The following is a 20,985-nucleotide window of genomic DNA, read 5'->3' as shown; positions in this document are numbered from 1 at the left end:
AATTAATGGCACTGTTACTGTAAAAAACTATATTCACGGAAGATACTCCGGCTTTATTTTTCTAAGGGCATTAAAAAGATGTTCCTTAAGAATTCTGTCACCACCAGTAAGATACTCAAGCTTATCCCTGGCAGCCTTACGGCCACTGTTGTCCTGATAATTACAGGTACAGGTAAAGCCAAAGTATCCCATTTCCTTAGCACGTTCAATAATTACATCTTCCGGCGTATAGCACAAAGGCCTGATTAAAGTAACAGGAAAATTTTCCAGCTTAAGCTTTGGAATCATTGTACTAAGCTCAGCTTTCTGAAGGGCATTCATTATAACAGTTGCAAGAATATCATCTATGTGATGACCAAGGGCAACTTTGTTATAGCCATTCTCTTTTGCATAAACAAGCAGTTCCTTACGACGCTGAGCAGAACACCAGTAGCAGCTCATTTTTTTTCCTGCAGCAAGACGACCCTGAACATCAATTTCTATATGCTTAAAATCCACATTCCATTCATCAAAAAGATTACGAATACCTTCAGGAATGGGACCACCAAATTCAGACTGAATATGAAGGGCTGTAAAATCAAAATCCGCATCCTTACGAAGCTTACGGAAGGCAAAGTATTCAATCAATGCAGTTGAATCCTTTCCACCGGAAGCTCCGATTAAAATGCGGTCACCCTTTTCTATAAGTGAATAATCGTAAACAGCCTTATCAATAAGACTGTAAATATATGGATTTGCCACTTTTATTTACTTGGTAAGAAGATTGTAAATACGGTCCAGGTCATCCTTGCTAAAGTAACTGATAGTAATGTTACCCTTATCAAAGTTTCCCTTAAGCTGAACCTTTGTTCCCAGAGATTCAATAATAGCCTGTTCAAGTGCAATATAATTAGGATCCCTGTTATCCTGCATCTTCTGTCCGGAAGAAGATGGAAGTTTCTGATGTGCATCCTTCATCTCACGGGACAAAGCCTCAGCTTCCCTTACAGACATTCCCTGTCCCATAATTTTTGCAAAAAGAATTCTCTGGTCAGCAGCATTCTCTACACTTAAAAGGGCACGGGCATGACCGGAAGTAATTTCTCCTTCTACAAGAGCACGCTGAATATCTTCTGGGAGTTTAAGAAGACGAAGACAGTTTGCAACAGTAGAACGGTTTTTACCAACACGTTGTGCAACTTCATCCTGAGTAAGGTTTCCGATTTCCATAAGCTTGTAATAAGCCTGGGCCTCTTCTACAGGATTAAGATCAGTACGCTGAATATTTTCTATAAGTGCAACTTCAAGTTTTTTTACGTCAGAATATTTTCTAAGCTGAACAGGAACTCTTTTAAGACCTGCAAGACGGGAAGCCCTGGTACGGCGTTCACCTGCAATAATATAGAAGGTACCGTCCTCTGCATCTTCAATCATAATTGGAGAAAGAACACCTTCCTGCTTAATTGATTCAGAAAGTTCCTTAAGCTGATCTTCATCAAAATACTGACGAGGCTGACGTGGATTTGGCTTTAAAAGATTTGGATCAACCCAGAGAGTTCCGTTTTCATCAGCATAAATACCAGCTGGAAGATTTGGCTTTATCTGAACACCAGTTCTTACAACAGAACTTTCAGCAGTATGAAGAAGAGATGCTTCCGGCCTTGAAGAAATACCAGAAGCAGAATTATTTCCATGAATTATTTCATTTATTGAATCCGGAGACATGCCTTCACTTTGAAAAACAGCACCCATTCCGGCACCAAGTCCGCCTTTCTTAGCCACGATTAATCACCTCTTCTGCAAGTTTCTGATAACTCTTGGCACCAATACAACCCGGATCATAAATACAGATTGGTTCACCATGAGAAGGAGCTTCTGACAAACGGATATTGCGGGGAATAATTGTATTAAAAACAACGTCCTTAAAGTAACTCTTAACCTGCATTACAACATCCTGTGCAAGACGGGTACGGCTGTCATACATAGTAAAGAAAATACCGCCGATTTTAAGAGAAGGATTAAGCCCCTTCTGCACCTGCTGAATTGTCTGAAGAAGAAGGGTAATTCCTTCAAGAGCAAAATATTCACACTGCATAGGAACAAGAACTTCATCAGCAGCACAAAGTCCGTTAAGGGTAAGCATACCCAGAGAAGGAGGACAGTCTACAAGAATGTAATCGTATTTATCACGAACAGTATCAAGAACCTTCTTTAAGAAAAAGTTACGGTCAGTCTGGTTTACAAGTTCCATTGCAGCACCGGCAAGATCAATAGAAGCACTGATAACATCAAGATTGGCAACCTTAGTATGCTTAATAGCATCTTCAGCAGTAGCAGCCTCTGCCATCACTTCATAAATAGTAGGCTTATCCTTGCTGACACCAACACCACTGGACATATTACCCTGAGAGTCAAAATCAACAAGCAGAACTTTTTTACCTGCAACCGCAATGTAAGCACCAATGTTTATGGAAGAAGTTGTCTTTCCAACCCCACCCTTCTGATTAACAAATACAATTACTTTTCCCATGTGAAACATTCTAGCAAAAAATTGTTTCACATACTAGAGCTTTTTTCCCCCTTTGACCTTTGGAGCAGCATGTAAATCCAAACCCGCTTTTCAGGGTTCCGCCTCCGCTCCATCGTCCTCACTCCGTTCCGGTCGACGCTCCGCGCCCTTACAATCGGGGCTGGGATTTATTTTTTATAGAATGAAATGAAAATTTCTAATAAAGAAACCCTAAAAGCAGTTAACAATTTTGCCTAAGCAACCCCGGCAATATTGTGGCAATGTTAGAATAACAGTTACCAGATGCTAGGGGAAATTAGACGTTTTCATGTTAAAAGATATGATAAAACGAACGATATAAAAAAATTATATTAAAAATTTGAATTATTTGATAAGAGTGCTGTTCTTTGACACGTTTATGAAATATAAAGTTTGTAAAAATCTGTAAATTTATAGTATATTATAGAAAAAGGGGATTTTACACATAATGGCAGCAAAACCTTTTATAAAATGGGTAGGTGGAAAAACTCAACTTTTATCAGAGCTGAGACATCATTATCCAAATACATTTACCAAGTATTGCGAACCTTTTGTTGGTGGTGGTGCAGTTCTATTTGATGTTTTACAACAACCAAATCCCCCTCACGAAATCTTAATTAATGACATTAATTCTGAATTAATAAACTTATATCAAAACATCAAAAATACTCCTGACAATCTTATAAATCGATTATATGAACTCCAGGAAGAATATCAGATAACTGTTCCAGAAGCTCGCAAAGAATTATATCTAGCTAAACGAGCATCTTACAATCAGTTTATTTTAGAAAACGTACGTGATAAAAATTTAGAAAAAGCAGCTCTTTTTATTTATCTCAATAAGACTTGTTTTAATGGTCTTTATAGAGTAAATAAAAAAGGCCTATTTAATGTTCCATTCAATAATGCTACAAATCCTCTACTTTGCGATGAAAACAACATACGCGAATGTAGTCGCCTTTTGCAAAATGTGCAAATGCACGTTGGAGATTATTCCTATTGTAGAGAATTTATTGATAAAAATACATTTGTTTATATAGACCCTCCATACAGACCTCTAACAGCGACTTCATCTTTCACATCTTACAGTGAAAACGAGTTTTCAGATACTCAGCAAATTCAGCTTGGTAATTTTGTTACAGAAATGGCTAATAAAGGAGCTCATATTGTAGTTAGTAATTCAGATCCTAGAAATGCAAATACAGAAGATAATTTCTTTGATAATTTATATGCTAATTTTCATATAGAAAGAGTCCACGCCTCAAGAATGGTAAATAGTAATGCAAGAAAACGCGGTCCAATAAATGAATTAATAATCAGTAATATAGTAAGTATATTTTAGGAGTAATTAATGAATAAAAGAAATTTTAAAACTTGGATTGCTAAATTTAAATGTAGTATCGCTGATTATGGATATTATATTGATTTTAATAAAGTGTACAAAAATGTCGATTCAATAAAAATTGAATTAAATATTCTAAACACTTTAATAGGCTCAAAAAATATAAAAGTCGATTTTGAAAATCTAATAACTAAATATCCCGAAACATTGAAGTGTATTCCTATTTTATTGGCAGTCCGAGAATATGAAATATATGCCGGTGAAAATGGAAACGTAAAAACTTATAATTTTAATAAAAAAGAAAATACATTAGAAGATTATAAAACCTTTATGGAAAAAACAGGTTTATTTAATTTACTATCAAATCATATCATCAACAATTTATATGACTATGTAACAGGCGTTGAAACGGGTCTCGATTCAAATGGACGTAAAAATAGAGGCGGTCATCAAATGGAAGATCTGGTTGAAAGTTATATTCAAAAAGCAGGTTTTAAAAAGGAAATTAATTATTTCAAAGAAATGTATATTTCGGAAGTTTCCCGCAAATGGAATATAGATTTATCTGCAGTTTCAAATCAAGGCAAAATGGAAAAACGCTGGGACTTCGTTGTAAAGACTGATAAATGTATCTATCTTATTGAAACAAATTTCTATGGAAGTGGTGGTTCAAAACTTAATGAAACAGCCCGTAGTTATAAAACAATTGCGACTGAAATGAAAAATGTAAAAGGTGCAAAGTTCGTCTGGTTTACAGATGGTGCGGGATGGAAATCAGCTGCTAGTAATCTTGAAGAAACTTTTGATGTTCTTGATGATATTTATAGTATCAACGATATGCAAAATGATGTAATGAATGAGGTATTTAAATAATGTTCTTTTTTAATTTTACTTCTAATGAACATATTTCTGGAGGTTTGTTTATTGCTCTGTATGATGAAGAATCTCTTAAGTTATATCTAAATAGAGGGTTATATATTTTTCGTATGAAACCAATAAATAACGATAAAATTTCTCCACAGAGTCGACATTTTTCTGTCTTAGCAGATTATGCATGTAGTCGCGAAGGAACTGATGTCTTTTTTTTCATAAAGAGAAAAATTTATTACGGAGGAAAAATTTATGGAAACAAAGAAATTGGCTCTTTTTATATTAATGGATTAAATAGTCCATTAGGAAGAAAGACAAGTGCAAATTTATTTTGGGATGAATCACCTCGTTATGAAGCGACAGAAACTCCAGGGGTCTTCAAGGTAAAAGATTCTAAAAAAGCTCAACCTTTTATTTTTCAATTCACAAAAACAGATGACACAGGAAAATATATAACTTCTGATGATTTATATTTCCAATTAGGAAAAACTTATCCATATCCACTACCATCAAACAGTATGCAGGGATTAGGATTTTGCACATTAACCCCAGGTGAAGTAAAAGAATTAAAATCATTAATATTGAAATCTGAAAATAAAATCGATTATTTTAATTGCGAAAAAATAATCAAAAATGGAAGTGAAACTCTTTTTCAGGAAGGTCTAGTTAATGTAACAGATGATTTAGTAAATGAGGCTCAATTAGAGTTTACAATTCTATCTTCATTAAAACCATTTTCTGATTTTCTTACAGATGATTATATTCTTTGTCGACAAGTTCCAATCTGCCCATTTAAGCCAATGAATATGGATAGAGCTGACATTTGTTTATACAGCTTAAAAAACCCAATAAAAAATGGAACTATTCCAAACGTAATAATAGAATTGAAAAAAGATAAAAGTGGCGCTACAGCAAAAGCATATAACCAAGTAGTTAGATATTTACACTGGATTGAATCTATAACAAGTGAAGAAGAGTTTTATCAAATAAGCGCATTCTTAATTTCTCCAGAAGTTGGGAATATAAAGCGAAAAAAAGTTGATTTGTCTTATGAAGAAAAAATAAAAATATTTTGTATTAATTCTCATTCATTTATCAAGCTTCAATAAAGGGGGGAAATTATCTCAATTCATCCATGGTATCGATCAGACAATTTTGACTTTACTCTCGCACAAGGTAACTGCTTAGAATTACTTCCAAATATCAATTTTGAATTTGATATGATTTTTGCAGATCCTCCATATTTTTTATCAAATGGAGGGATCTCGGTTCAAAGTGGAAGACAAGTTAGTGTAAATAAAGGCGACTGGGATAAATCTAAAGGATTTGAAAAAGATAATGACTTTAATCGTCAATGGATTTCTCTTTGCAGGGATAAGCTCAAAAAAAATGGAACTATCTGGATTTCAGGCACTTACCACAATATTTTTTCAGTAGCACAAATGCTAAACGAGTTAAACTTCAGAATTCTCAACGTCATAACTTGGGCAAAAACTAATCCTCCTCCAAATCTTTCATGTAGATTTTTCACTCATTCAACAGAATTTATTATCTGGGCAAGAAAAGAAAAACGAACACCTCACTATTTCAATTATGATTTAATGAAATCAATAAATGGCGGAACTCAAATGCGAGATGTATGGAGTTTACCTGCTATTGCTAAATGGGAAAAATCCTGTGGTAAACATCCTACACAAAAACCTCTTCCTTTATTAGCAAGGATTATTCTTGCATCTACAAAACCTAATGCATGGATATTAGATCCTTTTTCAGGTTCTGCAACAACAGGGATAGCAGCAAATATTCTTGACCGAAGATATTTAGGATTAGAACAAAGCACTGACTTTCTTGAATTATCAAAACAACGCAGAATTGAACTTGATAATTTTGCCATCAAAGAAAACTACAAAAAAAAGATTTATAAATACTCTGATGTACCTCTTCAGGATATTCTAGAGTTTCATGAATCTGAACCATATGATGGAATTGATTTACCAATTGATTAAAAACCCCACCCCCAGTACCTAAAGCTGCAGAAATATTCTATAATACAGGCATGATTCTAAGCGTTACTTTTTCTAAGCCTGTAAAAAATATTCAGGAACAAGGGCTGCTGGACAGGGATTATATAAAAATCCGCATTCAGAAAAATCCTTCCTCTTCACTTACTGCAAAAGCAACTTACAGTGCAGAATTCTTTACTCAAAAACAGGCCTTTCATAAAAGCATGACTCAGACAGAAGCAGAAGACTTTTACAAAAAGCATGCGGGCACAACTTTTAAAAATACAGTATGCCGTACAGAATCAGAAGAAATAACCAGCATGGCAAACCGCCACGGAGAAATTAAAACAATCACTAAAAAACTTTCAGCACAGACAGCTGCTAAAGAAAATAAAAAAAATCTTTTTAACAAAAAGAAAAATTATATTTTACAGGAAGGAATCCCTGTTCCATTTCTCGTTAAGCTTGGAGTTATGACAAAAGAAGGAAAAGTCATTGCACAAAAATATGACAAGTTCCGTCAGATAAACCGCTTTCTTGAATTCATTGATGACATAATTCCGGATGTAACAAAACTCTGCACGGGACAGGAAGGCTTTACAGAAGAACGCCCCCTTCACATAGCAGACTTTGGCTGCGGGAAATCCTATCTCACCTTTGCAGTTTACTATTTTTTAAAAGAACTAAAAAAAATCCCTGTAGAAATTACAGGCCTTGATCTTAAAGAAGAGGTAATAAAAGAATGCTCTTCCCTTGCAAAAGAATTCGGTTACACCGGACTTAATTTTTATATTGGAGATGTTGCAGAGTTCAGTTATAAAAATCCTCCGGACATAATGATAACCCTTCACGCCTGTGATACGGCAACTGACTACGCCCTTAACTATGCTGCAAGTCACGATGCAAAAGCAATTCTCAGTGTACCCTGCTGCCAGCACGAGATTAACCTTCAGCTGGAAAAAACAAAACTTACAGAAGAAAGTCCTTTTGCCAGCCTTAACCGCTGGGGCATTATCAGGGAACGCTTTGCTGCTCTTGCAACAGATGCCCTAAGGGGAGAACTTCTTGAACAATCCGGCTATTCAGTACAGATGCTTGAGTTTATAGATATGAGCCACACTCCTAAAAATATCCTCATCCGTGCAGTAAAAAAACAGGGACAGGCAAATCCAGAAGCAGCAGAAAAAAGTAAAGCCCGCAGTCAGACTCTCCTTTCACAATTAAAGGCAGAACAGACACTGGTAAAACTTTTGCAAAAATAAATTCCTTAATAGATTCCTCCATAAACAAAAAGAGACCCGCCGGCAGTCATGTGAACATCTTCATACTACCAGCGGGTCATGGAGGTTATTTTCTTATATACATTATGGGAAAATACCTTTTATATCTTCCGCATATATAAGCTTACGCAGTGCTGATATGTAGGCTGCCATTCTCCAGCTGCAGTGACATTCTTCTACAATATCTTCAAGTTCCTTGTAACTTCTTGTCATTAATTTTTCCAGCATTTCATTAACCTGTTCTCTGTTCCAGGTAAGTTCCTGAATATTCTGAACCCACTCAAAATAAGAAACGATTACACCACCAGAGTTTGCAAAAATATCCGGTATAACAGGAATGCCTCTCTTATCAAGAATCTCGTCAGCTTCTGCAGTTGTAGGACCGTTTGCAGCTTCTACTATATAACTGCACTTTACAGCCTCAGCAACTTCAGCCGTAATTGTATCTTCAAGAGCAGCAGGAACCAGAACATCACATTCCAGCAAAAGCAGTTCTTCATTGCTTATGTGTTCTACATCAGGAGCGGAATAATCCTTTATCATAAATTTTCCGCTGGCAAGAAAACTGCTTATCTCATCTATATTAAGACCTGTCTTTTTGTAGATACCGCCGCTAACATCACTGACAGCAATTACCTTTGCTCCCCTGTGATGAAAAATTCTTGCAGCATTACTGCCAACATTTCCCATTCCCTGAATAACTACAGACACTTCATCAAGCTTGCGCCCTTCTTTTTCCAGCAGGAACTTTGTTGCAAATACAACACCGCGACCAGTTGCAGAATTTCTTCCCTTAGAGCCCCCAAGTTCAACAGGTTTTCCTGTAACAACTCCAGGACAAGGCTTTCCCTGAAGCTGGCTGTAAGTATCAAGAACCCATGCCATGGTCTGACTGTTTGTATTTACATCAGGAGCAGGTATATCTACATCAGCACCAATTATCGGAGCAATTGCAAAAGTATAACGGCGGGTAAGTGCCTTTAATTCCCTTTTAGATAGAGTTGAAGGATCTACCCTTATGCCGCCCTTTGCACCTCCGTAAGGAATATTGGCAACCGCACACTTTAAGCTCATCCATGCAGCAAGAGCTTTTACTTCACTAAGATTTGTATTCTGATGAAACCTGATTCCGCCCTTAAAAGGGCCCCTGATATTTGAATGCTGAACACGCCAGCCTTCAAAAACCTTTACGCTTCCGTCATCCATTTCTACAGGAAGATAAACCTTAGTTTCACGCTGTGGATTCTTTATGATTTCGAACATCTGTTTATTGATGTGTCCGGCATCCATAGCTTTTTCCATTACTCTTACTACATTTTCATATGGATCATACTTATCCATGGGTTGCCTCCATTTATTTTTAATTATTCATCTTCTTTACAGGAGAGGGCTTCAAGTCCTCTGGATCCGTTTCTGATTCTTACTACAGACTGAACGTCATAAACAAAAATCTTTCCGTCTCCAACTTCTCCTGTTTTAAGAACCTTTTGTATTGATTCAATTATTGCTTCTACTTTTTCTGTAGGTGCAATAATCTCAACTTTTGTTTTTGGAAGAAGATCAATCTTAAGTTCAGAGCCGCGGTAATATTCAACCTTACCACCCTGAAGTCCGCAGCCTTCAACATGAATAACTGTCATTCCCAGTATTCCCATGCCTTTAAGAGCATCTTTAAGAAGATTGAATCTCTCAGGGCGAAAAATTACTGTGATGTTGCTAATTTGACTTGTAACCTGCATTTAATGCCTCCTTCAATTTCTCAAAAACTTATCAGCGCATGTTGTAATATGGATAAGCCAGCATACCGTGTTCTTCTATATCAAGACCGTTAAGTTCAACCTTTTCTGGAATACGGATTCCCAGAGTCTTTTTAAGAATATAGAAAGTGATGAAAGTTGTTATACCGGCAAATCCCACAACTGCAATAACACCAATTGCCATACTTCCAAGATAAGAAGCACCATGACCATAAAGAAGTCCCTTTGATGAACTGAAAAGTCCTGCAAGAAGGGCACCTGTAATACCGCTTCCACCATGGAGTGAAATTGCACCAACAGGATCATCTACATGAAGCTTCTGATCCACAAACGGAATTGTAAAGCAGATTAATGCACCAAGTATCAGACCCATAATCACAGACCCCAGAGGTGTTACTTCTGCAACAACAGTACAAATACCTACAAGGGCAGCAAGAGCACCGTTTGCAGCAAGTGTTGGATCAGGTTTGCCATAACGAATCCAGCTTACAAACAGTCCGGCAATTCCACCTGCACAACCTGTTAAAGTTGTAGGAATTGTTGTGTAAAAAGTTGTTTCGTCTAAAGCAAGTTCTGAACCTGGATTAAATCCATACCATCCAAACCAGAGAATAAGTGCGCCTAAGATTCCCATTGGAACACTGTGTCCCGGAATGGCATTGGACTTTCCGTCTGCTGTATACTTTCCGATACGTGGGCCTACAAGAAGGGCACCCATAAATGCTGCAACAGCACCAACAGTATGAACTGCAAGGGAACCGGCAAAATCTGTAACACCGATACTGCTAAGCCATCCACCACCCCAGATCCAGTGACCAATAACCGGATAAATAAATCCTGTCATAACTGCACTTACAATAAGGTAAGAATCAAACTTAAAACGTTCAGCAACAGAACCGGAAATTATTGTAGCCGTTGTTGCACAGAACATGGTCTGGTAAAGGAGGAAGATTTCCGGAGAGAGCTCACTGTTTGTCTTCCAGATTTCAAGATCCTGACTAAGAGGATTTATGAAACCGTTTATACCAATAATCCCATGCCAGTCTTCTCCATACATAAGACCGAAACCAACAAAATAATAAACCAGGCCGCCAACACAAAAATCACAAAGATTTTTTAACCAGATATTACATGCATTTTTTGGTCTGGAAAATCCGCTTTCCATGCAGGCAAAACCAGCCTGCATTAAAAATACAAAAACAGAAGCGCACAGCACCCAGACTGAATTAAATAAAAAAGTTGTGCTCATTATTTAGCCTCCTCTTAAAGCATCTCTCCTACAGACTGCAGAAGAGATGCAGGCTTATAAAACTTTAGTAACTGTAAGGTTCCTGCCAGAGATTTAACTTTGTTCCGATTCCCATCTTAAGGGCTGTCTCGTAACAGGTCTTTCCCCAGGCAACATCTTCTACAGGCATTCCACCAATCGAATAAAGGATAATCTGATCATCACTTTCTCTTCCAGGAATAGCACCGGAAGCAATACCACCAATGTCTTCCATTCGGTCTTTAGTAAGCTTGCCGTCATGAATCATGTCTGTAAACTTTGAACCAAAGATGAACCACTTTTCAAAAGTAGGATAAGGATATTCCTCAGCCCATGTGTCATACATCTTTGTATTGTCCACAACAAGCTTTGTCTTTGGATCAGCAATAAAATCTTCACTTGTATTAAGGGCACCAACAGTACAGATTAATGCACCAGGCTTTACCCATTCCCTTTCTATCCATGGATAAGTTTCTGAACCACCAGTTGGAGTAGAAACAGCAAAGTTCATAATGTCAGAATCCCTTACACACTCTTCAATGGTGTCGCAAATAATAAAGTTCTTAAACTGAGGACAGTTTTTCTTAACGTACTCAATACAGCGGTCAATTGATTCCTTACCTCTTCCCTTAATCTTGAGAGTATCAAGTGAAGGCCTGAGGGCTGCAAAGGTTTCAATAATGATATTGTTAATGTAACCAGGTCCTACAATTCCCAGAATCTTTGCATCTTTTTTTGCAAGAAGCTTAACTCCTACACCAGGAATTGCTGCAGTTCTGTAAGCACTTACAAGATTTGCTGACATGTGGGCAACAGGGGTTCCAGTTTCCTTGTCATTTAATGTAAGCATAAGACAGGATCTCGGCATTTTTTTATTTCTGTTTTCTACGTTTGATCCATACCACTTACATCCTGCCATATCAAACTTACCGCCAAGATAAGCAGGCATTGCCATAAAGCGGCGGTCTGGTCCATCCTTAGGCATATTTTCAAATTCCGGTTCTTTAGGAAACTGAACCATACATCCGTGAGAGTTACCACTTTCGCCACCCATGCGGTAATCTCCCTTATACAAAAGTTTTACAACTTCTTCCATGCAGTTGGTACAGCCTATAACATCACGAACTCCGGCTTTAATCATGTCCGGTTCACTTAAATAAAGAAAATCTACTCTTGGAAAACTCATAATTACTTCTCCTTTTTTTTATGACTTAGTCTTAAAGCGGTCATATGTAAGCTGACTAATATCAATAGTTGAAGACTTACCTTCTGTAATCAGTTCCTTAAGTGCAAGAGAAACAGCAGGGGAAATACCGAACCCGTGTCCGCTGAATCCAAATGCAAGTGTAAGTCCTGGAACTTCCTTTACATTGTCAATAACCGGCAGAACATCGATACACTGATCATACCAGCCGGACCATGTACGAACTACTTTTACATCTTTCAAGCAGGGAAAGTAACGCATGATTCCTCTTGAAATACTTGGAGCTGTAAGAGGGTTAGTTACAAAGTTTTCACCTGCATTGTTAGAAGTAAATGCCTGCAAACCACTGTTGCCTCCAAGTACAAAAGATCCATGTTCACTTTGATGCCCATAGAACTCACCTCCTGCCACACCAAGCATAATGTCGAACATTTTTGGCATGGCTTCCGTTACTAAGACTTCGTTAAACTGGCGCTCTACAGGAACATCAATTCCCACAGTATTGGCAATAGCCCTTGATTCATAACCTGCACACAAAAGAATCTGACCTGCTTCATACACACCATCATCAGTAACTACCTTGCGTATGCGGCCAGAAACTTTCTGTAAAGAAAGAACCCTGACTCCTGTTATAAAAGTAACTCCCAGTTCAAGAGCTTTACGATAATAACCAAGAGTTGCTTTCAATGGGTTTGCATGTCCGTCTGTAGGACACCAGCTTGCAGCAATAATTTCTTTAGACATGTAAGGACAAATTTCCCTGGCTTCATCACCGGAAATCATCTTTACATCCAGACCAACCTTTGTACTTTTAGCCGTATGGGCTTCAAGTATTCCAATATCTTTTTCTGTAAGACCAAGACGAATGTTTCCTTTCTGAACATATTCCACATTCACACCAAGTTCATCACTTAATCCCGGCCATATATTTGCAACGGCATACATTGCAAGAGGAAGTTCTTTAGGATCACGAGCCGACTGTCTGACACCACCAGCATTACGACAGGAGCCTCCGTTTCCAATTTCTTTTTTTTCAAGGACCAGAACATCAAGACCTTCTTTAGCAAGGCGGTAGGCTGTTGAGCAGCCCATAATGCCACCGCCAATTATGATTACATCTGCAGTTCTTTTTTCTAACATTCTATTCCTCCTGCACGTCAGTAATGTTCTGACTGAATATTCCAATCTCTACAGGACGAACAGGTGCGCGGCCCTGAATCATTCCTACTTCACCAGGTTTTGTTTTTAATTCACTGGCAATAATTCCCTGAACAAGACGCTGACATGTCTGCCCCTGACACAGTCCCATACCAGAACGAAGATATCTTTTTACTTCATTCATGGTACACATACCATCATGTACTGCCCGGCGGATTTCTCCCCTGGTTATTTCTTCACAGCGGCAGATGATCATGTCATCTCCAGGTTTTTCTTCAAAAGCTTCTTTATTTGCAACCCTTACTAATTTTGCCATAATCCCATCCTCGCCGGACTTACGCCAGCTTAAAGAAACGTGCAGTATCTGCGTATTCAGTAGGAACCTTCATGGTAACTACTGCCGTCTTATCCATTGCAGGTAAAGTTTTTACATCGATAATTTCTGCATCACATACAGGCTTACCTGAACGATCCAGTCCCTTACCTTTATCTCCAGTCTTAAGCATTGGTAAAAATTCATAAGGGAAGCCTATGCTTGTGTAGCCTGGTTCAAACTCTTTATGAACAAGAAAGATTGCCTGACCGGAACAAGTTGCAACACACATACCGCAGCCTATGCATTTTTTCTTTTCATTAAGAACAGGTATTCTTGTAATATTTGCGCCAACCATAATGCAGCCAAACTTACATGCTTCCTGACAAGGGTTACACGGAATATTCTGTGTACATTCAATTACCGGATGAATGCCTTCCACATCAGTTTTTGCAGCAGGAAAGAATTTCATTTCTTCATCAGTTACAAATCCTTTTGCAAGAAGATTTCTGGAAATCGGATAACCTTCATCTGTTGTCTTCCAGTCATTGCGTCCCTTATTCTTAGGAGCAAACATTCCCTGCCTTAATTCACCAAGTGCTGCCTGGAATCCGTGATACTTTGTATTGAATTCATCTTCATCAATATATCCGGCCTTCATGCAGATATGACTTGCAACATTCTTACCCTGAATCATTGCAGAGCTGGCTTCTTCAATTCCGGCAACATCACCGGCACAATAAATTCCCTTAACAGATGTTTCACCATGTTCATCACAAAGAGCAACGTTTCCACCCTTTGAAGGAAGAAGTTCCATTTTACAGGTAGCGTTACTGGCAAGCTGACTCATAGGTGTAAGACCAACAGCAATACAAATTGTATCTACATCAAGTTCCTTTTCTGTTCCAGGAATAGGTTTAAAATGTTCGTCTACCTGAGCAATAACAGCAGACTTAACCCTGTCTCCTCCCTTTGCTTCTATAACAGTATGGGAGAGATAAAAAGGAACACCTGTTCTTGCAACCTTTGCAGCATGAACTCCATAACCACCAACACGGGGAGCTGCATCAATTACAGCAGCAACTTCACAACCTGCCTGAAGAAGCTGAAAGCTTACAACCAGACCAACGTTACCGGAACCAACCATAAGAACTTTTTGTCCAGGCTGAACTCCCTGAAGATTCATTAAAGCCTGAGCAGCACCAGCACCAATAACACCTGGTGTATCCCAGCCCTTAAAAGGAATCATGTTTTCTGCAGCACCAGTGGCAATGATTATGTAATCACCCTTGTAATGATGAACGCTTCCATCCATCTTTACAGTCACTTCTTTATTTTCATAAATGCCCATTACTGTGGCATTCAGTTCTACTCTTACACCAAGATCAGTTGCTTCTTTTAATAAAGCTTCACCAATCCTAAAACCTCTTTCCTTTGCATGATGTTCCTTTGATCCAAAGAACTTATGAATCTGCTTAAAAAGCTGACCACCAGGGCGGGCATTTTCGTCAAATACAATTACATCCATCCCATTCTTCTTTGCTTCAATGGCCGCACTTAAACCTGCAGGTCCTGCTCCAATAATTATTAATTCATGTCTTTTCATTGAGCTGCCTCCCAGTCTTCCTTAGTCTGAACTCCATACTGAGTCTGAACAGTCATTCCTTCTGCCAGCGGAGTTATACATGTCCTTACATTAGGCTGACCATTAACTATCATTACACAGTCTGTACATCTGCCGATTGCACAGAAGATTCCCCTGGGTTTATGATTTTTAGATGTATAACGGTGAGTCATAACACCGGCTGCCTTTAAAGCTGCAGCAATTGATTCACCTTCACATCCTGTGTAATCAGCACCATCAAATGTGAAGTGAACCATTCTTCCTTTTTTGTATTCGCCTAAAATCGGATGTTCTTCAATTCTCATTCTTTACTCCTTTCTGTTTTCAAAGTCCGAAAACCATTCCAACAGCAGGACGTAAATGAAGAGCTGTCAGAAATCTTTCTCATTCAGTTTTATGCTTTAACAATTTTTGCACCCTTAATTGCCTGCATTTCAATTTCTACAAGCTGTGTAGGTCTGTTTAAGGAAGCAACACCAATCCATGAACATGCCGGACGGAACTCCTTAAAATATTCAGCATAAGCTTTTGTAATGTCGTTATTTTTAGAAACATCTGTTGTCCAGATATTTACTTTTATAACTTCTTCACAGCTGTAGCCGTTTGCTTTAAGAAGCCCCACAAGTTTGTCAAAGATGTATTTAGCCTGGGCATAAGCATCACCTTCTCCGTACACAGTTCCTTCCGGAGTAACAGCAGTTGTTCCTGACACATAAGCAAAAGGACCTGCAATCGCAATACGTGCATATCCGGCAAAATCCTCATATGCAGCACCACCATGAACATTTACTCTTTTGAATACCTCTTCCATAAACTCACCTCTTATTTTTCATTATTATGAAAATTATTTAATTTACATCTAAGTAATTTTCATTTATGTGAACTTTATAGACATTTAAGCCTTAACAGTCAATGTAATTTTTCACCAAAATTAAAGTTATTGAGAAAAATTGTAAATATTTCAGAAAAATGAAAAATCTTTTGAAAAAAAAACAAAAACATGCTAAAGTTTTTTAAGGTAAAATAACAAAATGGGTATAGGAAAACAGTTAAAGACATTAAGAAAATCAAAGGATATTACTCTTGCAGATGTTGCAGAAAAAACAGATCTCTCCCTGGGTTTTTTGAGCAACCTTGAACGGGACCAGACAAGTCCTACAATCGATGTACTTCATAAAATCTGCAATGCACTTGATATAACCCTGAATGATATTCTGGTAAAAGAAAATGAAGTAGAAGAAAAAACAGCCGGAACAATAAACGTAAATGAAAAAAAAGAAAGTCCTGAAGAAAATATAGTACGCACTGATGACAGAAAAATTCTTTTTCAGGATAAGGAAAGCGGCTTAAGTTATTCCTCAATGACTAAGGGAGCAACAGATTTTAAAGTATCTGCCATGACCATCAGCGGAGACCAACTTTATCAGTTTTCAAAACATGAACATGATGAACTTGGCATTGTAATTTCTGGCAGTCTTGAAATTCAGATTGAGGAAAAAAGTTACTTCCTCTATCCAGGAGATTCCATTTACATAAAAGCAGGAACCATGCACTACGGCAGAAAAACATCAGAGGAAAGCTGCATAAGTTACTGGACAAAACTAAGCACGGAACTCAACGACTTAAAAAAAGAGAGACTATAAAAATAAAACTACTCCCTTTCTTCAGAAAGAGTATTTATCAAATGATAACAGCGCATTAAAAGATTAAGCTCTTCATTTGATTCATCTCCCTTTAAATTTAAAAGTTCCATAGATTTTCTGATTCTGTAACGAATAGTATTCATATGCTGAAAACACTCATTGCTTGTCTTAATGTAATCCATATTATTTTTTACATAGGAAAGCAAGGTCTTTATTAAAGTTCCACCATGATTAAAGTCATACTCTTCCAGAGGAGACATTATTTTTTTTATCTCATTACGAATAATTTCATTTTCACTAAGGGCAACAATATATTTAGATACACCAGTCATATTGTAAGGGAAAATTTTTTCACCCTTAATCAGACAAACCTGAGACGCTATTCTTGCTTTAGTAACTGCTGCCCTTAAATTTTCCAGATCTTCAGCAGCAGTATCGTAACCGGTATAAAACATATCTTCCTTAATTCCATTTTTCTGAAGTACATATTTAATGTAAGTAAGAAAATTAAGTTCCTTTATTTCTTCCGGATTAAAACTGCAAATTAAAATAAGATTGTGTCCGTTTTTTACAAAAGACCAGGAAGGGCTTTCTTCCGGATGCTGTAAACTGTTAAGCATAAGCCTGTCAAAAAAAGTATGGACCTGAAGATTTGCAGAAGGAGATTTAGAAATCAGATAAGCGCAGAGAATTTTATTTTTAAAATTTGAATTAATCTCCCTGGCAATTTTTGGAACATCCTTACTGTCAGAAACATTATTCAAAATATCATTTAATTTTTCTTCCTGAATAATAAACTGTGCCCTGGTCTTTAATGATTCATTTATGTTAATAATCAGATCTTCCATGAACTCCTCGTAAAAAACAAGAAGAGGAACCTTTTCTTTATTTGCAAGTTCAATTATTTCTTCAGGCAGTTTATCACCATGAGACATTTTTATTGCAATTCCGGAAACATGGCGGCTTATTAAAATTTTAAGGGATTCATGAACCAGATCCGGAAGGGAAGAAGCAAAAAAATATGAAGCCAGCACAAAGTAACCGTAGCTGTAACCGGAATATTCAATTTTCATACTTTCATATTCCAGTATTACAACAGTAGTAACAGTGTTTGTAAGGTATTCACTTCCTGTAAGGATTTTAAACTTCTTAAAAAGTGTAAGATTTAAAATTTCTTTTACTGTAATCAATCACGTCCCCTGTATCTTTTTACAAAACAAAAAGGCGCACCCCTTTCTAAAATATTTAGAAAAGAATGCGCCATTGCAGTTGTAAAGAAAATTTAACAGGCAATTATCAAAACAGTCAATGTAAATAATGGCCCTGCCCGTAAGGAAAATTTCTGTTATCCCACCCCTGTTGATACCTGCCACTTACCTGTTGACTTTAATTAAATATTTTCGTACTTTTACCTTAATGCAAAGAGGCAGAACTGTTTATACAGTTCTGCCTCTTTTTTTTCTCACTCTTAAATTTTAGGGGGCTCATATGATTGAGACAATTACAAACATCAACTCTTCCGTAAATGGAATTGTCTGGGGAACATTCGGCATTGCACTTCTTTTTATTGCCGGTCTTCTTATGACCATAGTAAACAAGGGTTTTCAATTTACCCGCTTTACTCACTGGATTAAAAAAACAATCGGTGCAATTTTCAAAGACAAAAAAATAACGGCCCACACTTCAAAAGAAAATAAAGCCATTTCTCAGTTTCAAAGTCTTTGCACTGCCCTGGCTGCAACCATAGGAACAGGAAACATTGTAGGTGTTGCAACAGCCATTATTCTTGGAGGACCTGGTGCAATTTTCTGGATGTGGATTATGGCAATATTCGGCATGATGACAAACTATTCAGAAAACGTCCTTGGAATTTACTTCAGAAGAAAAGGCAGCAAAGGTGAATGGCACGGTGGAGCCATGTATTACCTTAAGGATGGTCTTGGTAAATATAAAGGCTTCAAACATGCAGGAACAGTCCTTGCAGTTTTATTCAGTCTCTTCTGTTTAATTGCAAGCTTTGGAATCGGTAACATGAGTCAGGTAAATTCAATCGCCGGAAACATGGAATCAGCTTTTAACGTTCCAACCTGGATCAGCGGAATTATTCTCCTTGCAATTGCTTCCGTTGTAATTCTTGGAGGTCTTAAAAGAGTCGCAGCAGTTACAGAAAAACTCGTTCCATTTATGGCAGTAATTTATATCCTTGGTGCCCTGGTAATTTTCTTTACCCACATTTCTTCGATTCCAGTTGTATTTACTTCAATCATAAAGGGAGCCTTTGGTTTAAATTCTGCAGCAGGGGGAATCACAGGCTACGGCATTCAGCTTGCAATAACCTGGGGATTTAAAAGAGGAGCCTTCTCCAACGAAGCCGGTCTTGGTTCTTCTGTAATGGTTCATTCATCTTCAAATGTAAAGGAACCTGTCCGTCAGGGTATGTGGGGAATTTTCGAAGTCTTTGCTGACACAATTATCGTATGTTCCTTAACAGCCTTTGCCATTCTTTCTACCGGACTTGTCGACCTTGAAACAGGTAAGATGATTTCCACAAATGCAGGTTCCGGTCTTGTAGGAGAAGCTTTTGCTACAGTCTTTGGAAGCTTTGGGCCTAAGTTTATTGCAATTGCTATTCTTCTCTTTGCCTTTTCTACAGTTCTTGGCTGGAGTCATTACGGTGCCACAGCATGGCAGTATCTCTTTGGAGAAAAAACTCAGGTAATTTATAAAATTGCTTTTGTAGTAATGATTTTCTTTGGTTCAACAATGAGCCTTTCCCTTGCATGGGACTTATCAGATACCTTTAACGGCCTTATGATGATTCCTAACTTAATCGGCGTAATTTCACTCAGTCCTCTTGTAGCAAAAATTACAAAAAACTACGTAGACAGAAAGATTCATAAAAAAGACCTGGAACCGATGATTTCAAACTTCCCTGAATACCAGGAAGGTTACCAGTCGCAGGACGAAGACTAAAAACAACAATACTGCCGGCGGATATAATATGGATAACAAATATCCTCCGGCAGCCTTTAATTACAAGTCTTTAAGTTTGCAAACATTTACAAGGCCCCTGTAAATCAGTAAAATCTTCAGAAAACAAACAGTGAGCTCCAAAAAGCCGCTGTAAAAATCCGGGGTAAAACAATGAAAAAGATTATCAGTGGAAAAGTTCGTGAAGTTTACGACCTTGAAGACGGAAGAATGGTTATCGTAACAACTGACCGTATCAGTGCTTTCGATGTAATTTTGCCAACCATGATTACCGACAAGGGTAAGGTTCTTAATGCACTTTCTAACTTCTGGTTTGGTCTTACAAAAGACATCGTAAAGAATCACATGATTTCATCAGACCTTAAAGACATGCCTGCTGAATTCCAGAAAAGTGAATACGAAGGACGCACAATCCTTGTAAAAAAACTTAAGATGATTCCTTATGAAGTAATCGTACGCGGATATATGTTCGGTTCAATGTATGAAGCATACAAAAAGGGTGAACCATTCCTCGGACACAGCTTTGACAAAAAATACGAACAGGCAGAAAAACTTGAAGAGCCTATCGTTACCCCATCTACAAAAGCAGCAGAAGGTCATGACATCAACGTAACATTTGACTACATGAAAAAAGATCTTGGTGAAGAACTTGCAACTAAGATTCAGAATGCAGCTCTTGCAATCTATAAAAAATGCTATGACCATGCTTACAAAAACGGCATCATCATCGCAGATACAAAATTTGAATTCGGTCTTGATGAAAACGGCGACCTTGTTCTTGGAGACGAAGTTCTTACTCCTGACTCAAGCCGCTTCTGGAATCTTGATACCTACAAAACAGGAACAAGCCCTGCAAGCTACGACAAGCAGTTTGTTCGTGACTGGCTTAAAGACAACAACCTTGCCGGTGATCCAAACATCAAATCAATTCCTGCAGATGTTGTTGCAAAAACAAGTGCCCTCTATCACGAGTGCGTAAAAAAGATTACAGGAAAAGACCTCTAAT

Annotated in this window: 21 protein-coding genes; 8 read left to right on the top strand and 13 right to left on the bottom strand. The window is 37.7% G+C overall.

Annotated elements, in window-relative coordinates; translation table 11 throughout:
• Positions 1 to 33: 33 nt before the first annotated feature.
• Genes K6D58_RS02695 through K6D58_RS02685 form a run of 3 tightly spaced genes read right to left on the bottom strand, consistent with a single transcriptional unit; the run spans position 34 to position 2,509 of the window.
• Positions 34 to 741: a tRNA 2-thiocytidine biosynthesis TtcA family protein gene (locus K6D58_RS02695; protein ID WP_296827290.1), complete on the bottom strand. Its 708-nt coding sequence runs from the start codon at positions 739 to 741 to the stop codon at positions 34 to 36.
• A 6-nt stretch (positions 742 to 747) separates the two neighbouring features.
• A complete protein-coding gene (locus K6D58_RS02690; RefSeq protein WP_296827287.1) occupies positions 748 to 1,761 on the bottom strand; it encodes a ParB/RepB/Spo0J family partition protein in 1,014 nt (337 codons plus the stop codon).
• Complete coding sequence (locus K6D58_RS02685) at positions 1,754 to 2,509, bottom strand: ParA family protein (RefSeq protein WP_296827284.1); 756 nt, start codon at positions 2,507 to 2,509, stop codon at positions 1,754 to 1,756. Before K6D58_RS02685 ends, K6D58_RS02690 begins: the two co-directional genes overlap by 8 nt.
• Before the next feature lie 466 nt (positions 2,510 to 2,975).
• Between K6D58_RS02685 and K6D58_RS02680 the strand changes: the two genes are divergently transcribed.
• The 5 genes from K6D58_RS02680 (at position 2,976) to K6D58_RS02660 (ending at position 8,004) form a co-directional block, all read left to right on the top strand.
• Positions 2,976 to 3,869: a DNA adenine methylase gene (locus K6D58_RS02680; RefSeq protein WP_296827282.1), complete on the top strand. Its 894-nt coding sequence runs from the start codon at positions 2,976 to 2,978 to the stop codon at positions 3,867 to 3,869.
• A 9-nt stretch (positions 3,870 to 3,878) separates the two neighbouring features.
• Positions 3,879 to 4,742, top strand: a complete 864-nt coding sequence (locus K6D58_RS02675) for a type II restriction endonuclease (protein WP_296827280.1) — start codon at positions 3,879 to 3,881, stop codon at positions 4,740 to 4,742.
• Positions 4,742 to 5,848, top strand: a complete 1,107-nt coding sequence (locus K6D58_RS02670; protein ID WP_296827277.1) for a hypothetical protein — start codon at positions 4,742 to 4,744, stop codon at positions 5,846 to 5,848. The genes K6D58_RS02675 and K6D58_RS02670 overlap by 1 nt, the downstream gene beginning before the upstream one ends.
• A gap of 111 nt (positions 5,849 to 5,959) precedes the next feature.
• A complete protein-coding gene (locus tag K6D58_RS02665) occupies positions 5,960 to 6,745 on the top strand; it encodes a DNA-methyltransferase (RefSeq protein ID WP_296827275.1) in 786 nt (261 codons plus the stop codon).
• A 50-nt stretch (positions 6,746 to 6,795) separates the two neighbouring features.
• Positions 6,796 to 8,004, top strand: coding sequence for a class I SAM-dependent methyltransferase (locus tag K6D58_RS02660; protein WP_296827273.1), 1,209 nt, complete (start codon positions 6,796 to 6,798; stop codon positions 8,002 to 8,004).
• Between the two features lie 102 nt (positions 8,005 to 8,106).
• On the opposite strand, the gene K6D58_RS02655 is transcribed toward K6D58_RS02660, so the two are convergent.
• The 9 genes from K6D58_RS02655 to K6D58_RS02615 form a co-directional block, all read right to left on the bottom strand.
• A complete protein-coding gene (locus K6D58_RS02655) occupies positions 8,107 to 9,363 on the bottom strand; it encodes a Glu/Leu/Phe/Val family dehydrogenase (protein ID WP_296827271.1) in 1,257 nt (418 codons plus the stop codon).
• 23 nt (positions 9,364 to 9,386) lie between these two features.
• Positions 9,387 to 9,761: a P-II family nitrogen regulator gene (locus tag K6D58_RS02650; protein ID WP_296827269.1), complete on the bottom strand. Its 375-nt coding sequence runs from the start codon at positions 9,759 to 9,761 to the stop codon at positions 9,387 to 9,389.
• A 31-nt stretch (positions 9,762 to 9,792) separates the two neighbouring features.
• Positions 9,793 to 11,028 carry an ammonium transporter gene (locus tag K6D58_RS02645; RefSeq protein WP_296827268.1) on the bottom strand — a complete coding sequence of 412 codons (1,236 nt, stop codon included), beginning with the start codon at positions 11,026 to 11,028 and terminating at the stop codon, positions 9,793 to 9,795.
• 64 nt (positions 11,029 to 11,092) lie between these two features.
• Positions 11,093 to 12,232, bottom strand: a complete 1,140-nt coding sequence (locus K6D58_RS02640) for a tyramine oxidase subunit B (protein WP_296827267.1) — start codon at positions 12,230 to 12,232, stop codon at positions 11,093 to 11,095.
• An 18-nt stretch (positions 12,233 to 12,250) separates the two neighbouring features.
• Positions 12,251 to 13,390 carry an NAD(P)/FAD-dependent oxidoreductase gene (locus K6D58_RS02635; RefSeq protein WP_296827265.1) on the bottom strand — a complete coding sequence of 380 codons (1,140 nt, stop codon included), beginning with the start codon at positions 13,388 to 13,390 and terminating at the stop codon, positions 12,251 to 12,253.
• A 1-nt stretch (position 13,391) separates the two neighbouring features.
• The gene (locus K6D58_RS02630; protein WP_296827263.1) at positions 13,392 to 13,724 is read right to left on the bottom strand and encodes a (2Fe-2S)-binding protein; all 333 of its coding nucleotides are present in this window, start codon (positions 13,722 to 13,724) and stop codon (positions 13,392 to 13,394) included.
• Positions 13,725 to 13,743: 19 nt separating this feature from the next.
• On the bottom strand, positions 13,744 to 15,327 hold the full coding sequence (locus K6D58_RS02625; protein ID WP_296827261.1) for an FAD-dependent oxidoreductase: 1,584 nt from the start codon (positions 15,325 to 15,327) through the stop codon (positions 13,744 to 13,746).
• Complete coding sequence (locus tag K6D58_RS02620) at positions 15,324 to 15,650, bottom strand: (2Fe-2S)-binding protein (protein ID WP_296827259.1); 327 nt, start codon at positions 15,648 to 15,650, stop codon at positions 15,324 to 15,326. Before K6D58_RS02620 ends, K6D58_RS02625 begins: the two co-directional genes overlap by 4 nt.
• An 89-nt stretch (positions 15,651 to 15,739) precedes the next feature.
• Positions 15,740 to 16,156: a Rid family hydrolase gene (locus K6D58_RS02615; RefSeq protein ID WP_296827256.1), complete on the bottom strand. Its 417-nt coding sequence runs from the start codon at positions 16,154 to 16,156 to the stop codon at positions 15,740 to 15,742.
• 220 nt (positions 16,157 to 16,376) lie between these two features.
• Between K6D58_RS02615 and K6D58_RS02610 the strand changes: the two genes are divergently transcribed.
• Entirely contained in the window at positions 16,377 to 16,988 is a 612-nt protein-coding gene (locus K6D58_RS02610) for a helix-turn-helix domain-containing protein (protein WP_296827253.1), read from the top strand.
• Positions 16,989 to 16,996: 8 nt separating this feature from the next.
• On the opposite strand, the gene K6D58_RS02605 is transcribed toward K6D58_RS02610, so the two are convergent.
• Entirely contained in the window at positions 16,997 to 18,178 is a 1,182-nt protein-coding gene (locus tag K6D58_RS02605; RefSeq protein WP_296827250.1) for a PucR family transcriptional regulator, read from the bottom strand.
• Positions 18,179 to 18,476: 298 nt separating this feature from the next.
• Between K6D58_RS02605 and K6D58_RS02600 the strand changes: the two genes are divergently transcribed.
• Together K6D58_RS02600 and K6D58_RS02595 are read left to right on the top strand one after the other, a co-directional pair.
• Positions 18,477 to 19,961 (top strand): alanine/glycine:cation symporter family protein, encoded by a 1,485-nt coding sequence (locus K6D58_RS02600; protein WP_296827248.1) that lies wholly within the window; start codon positions 18,477 to 18,479, stop codon positions 19,959 to 19,961.
• Positions 19,962 to 20,117: 156 nt separating this feature from the next.
• Positions 20,118 to 20,984 (top strand): phosphoribosylaminoimidazolesuccinocarboxamide synthase, encoded by an 867-nt coding sequence (locus tag K6D58_RS02595; protein WP_296827293.1) that lies wholly within the window; start codon positions 20,118 to 20,120, stop codon positions 20,982 to 20,984.
• Position 20,985: the final 1 nt, after the last annotated feature.

The organism is Treponema sp., assembly GCF_024696245.1.
Classification (GTDB): Bacteria; Spirochaetota; Spirochaetia; order Treponematales; family Treponemataceae; genus Treponema_D.
The sequence above is the reverse complement of the archived record's forward strand: the minus strand, read 5'-3'. Positions and strand labels throughout refer to the sequence as shown.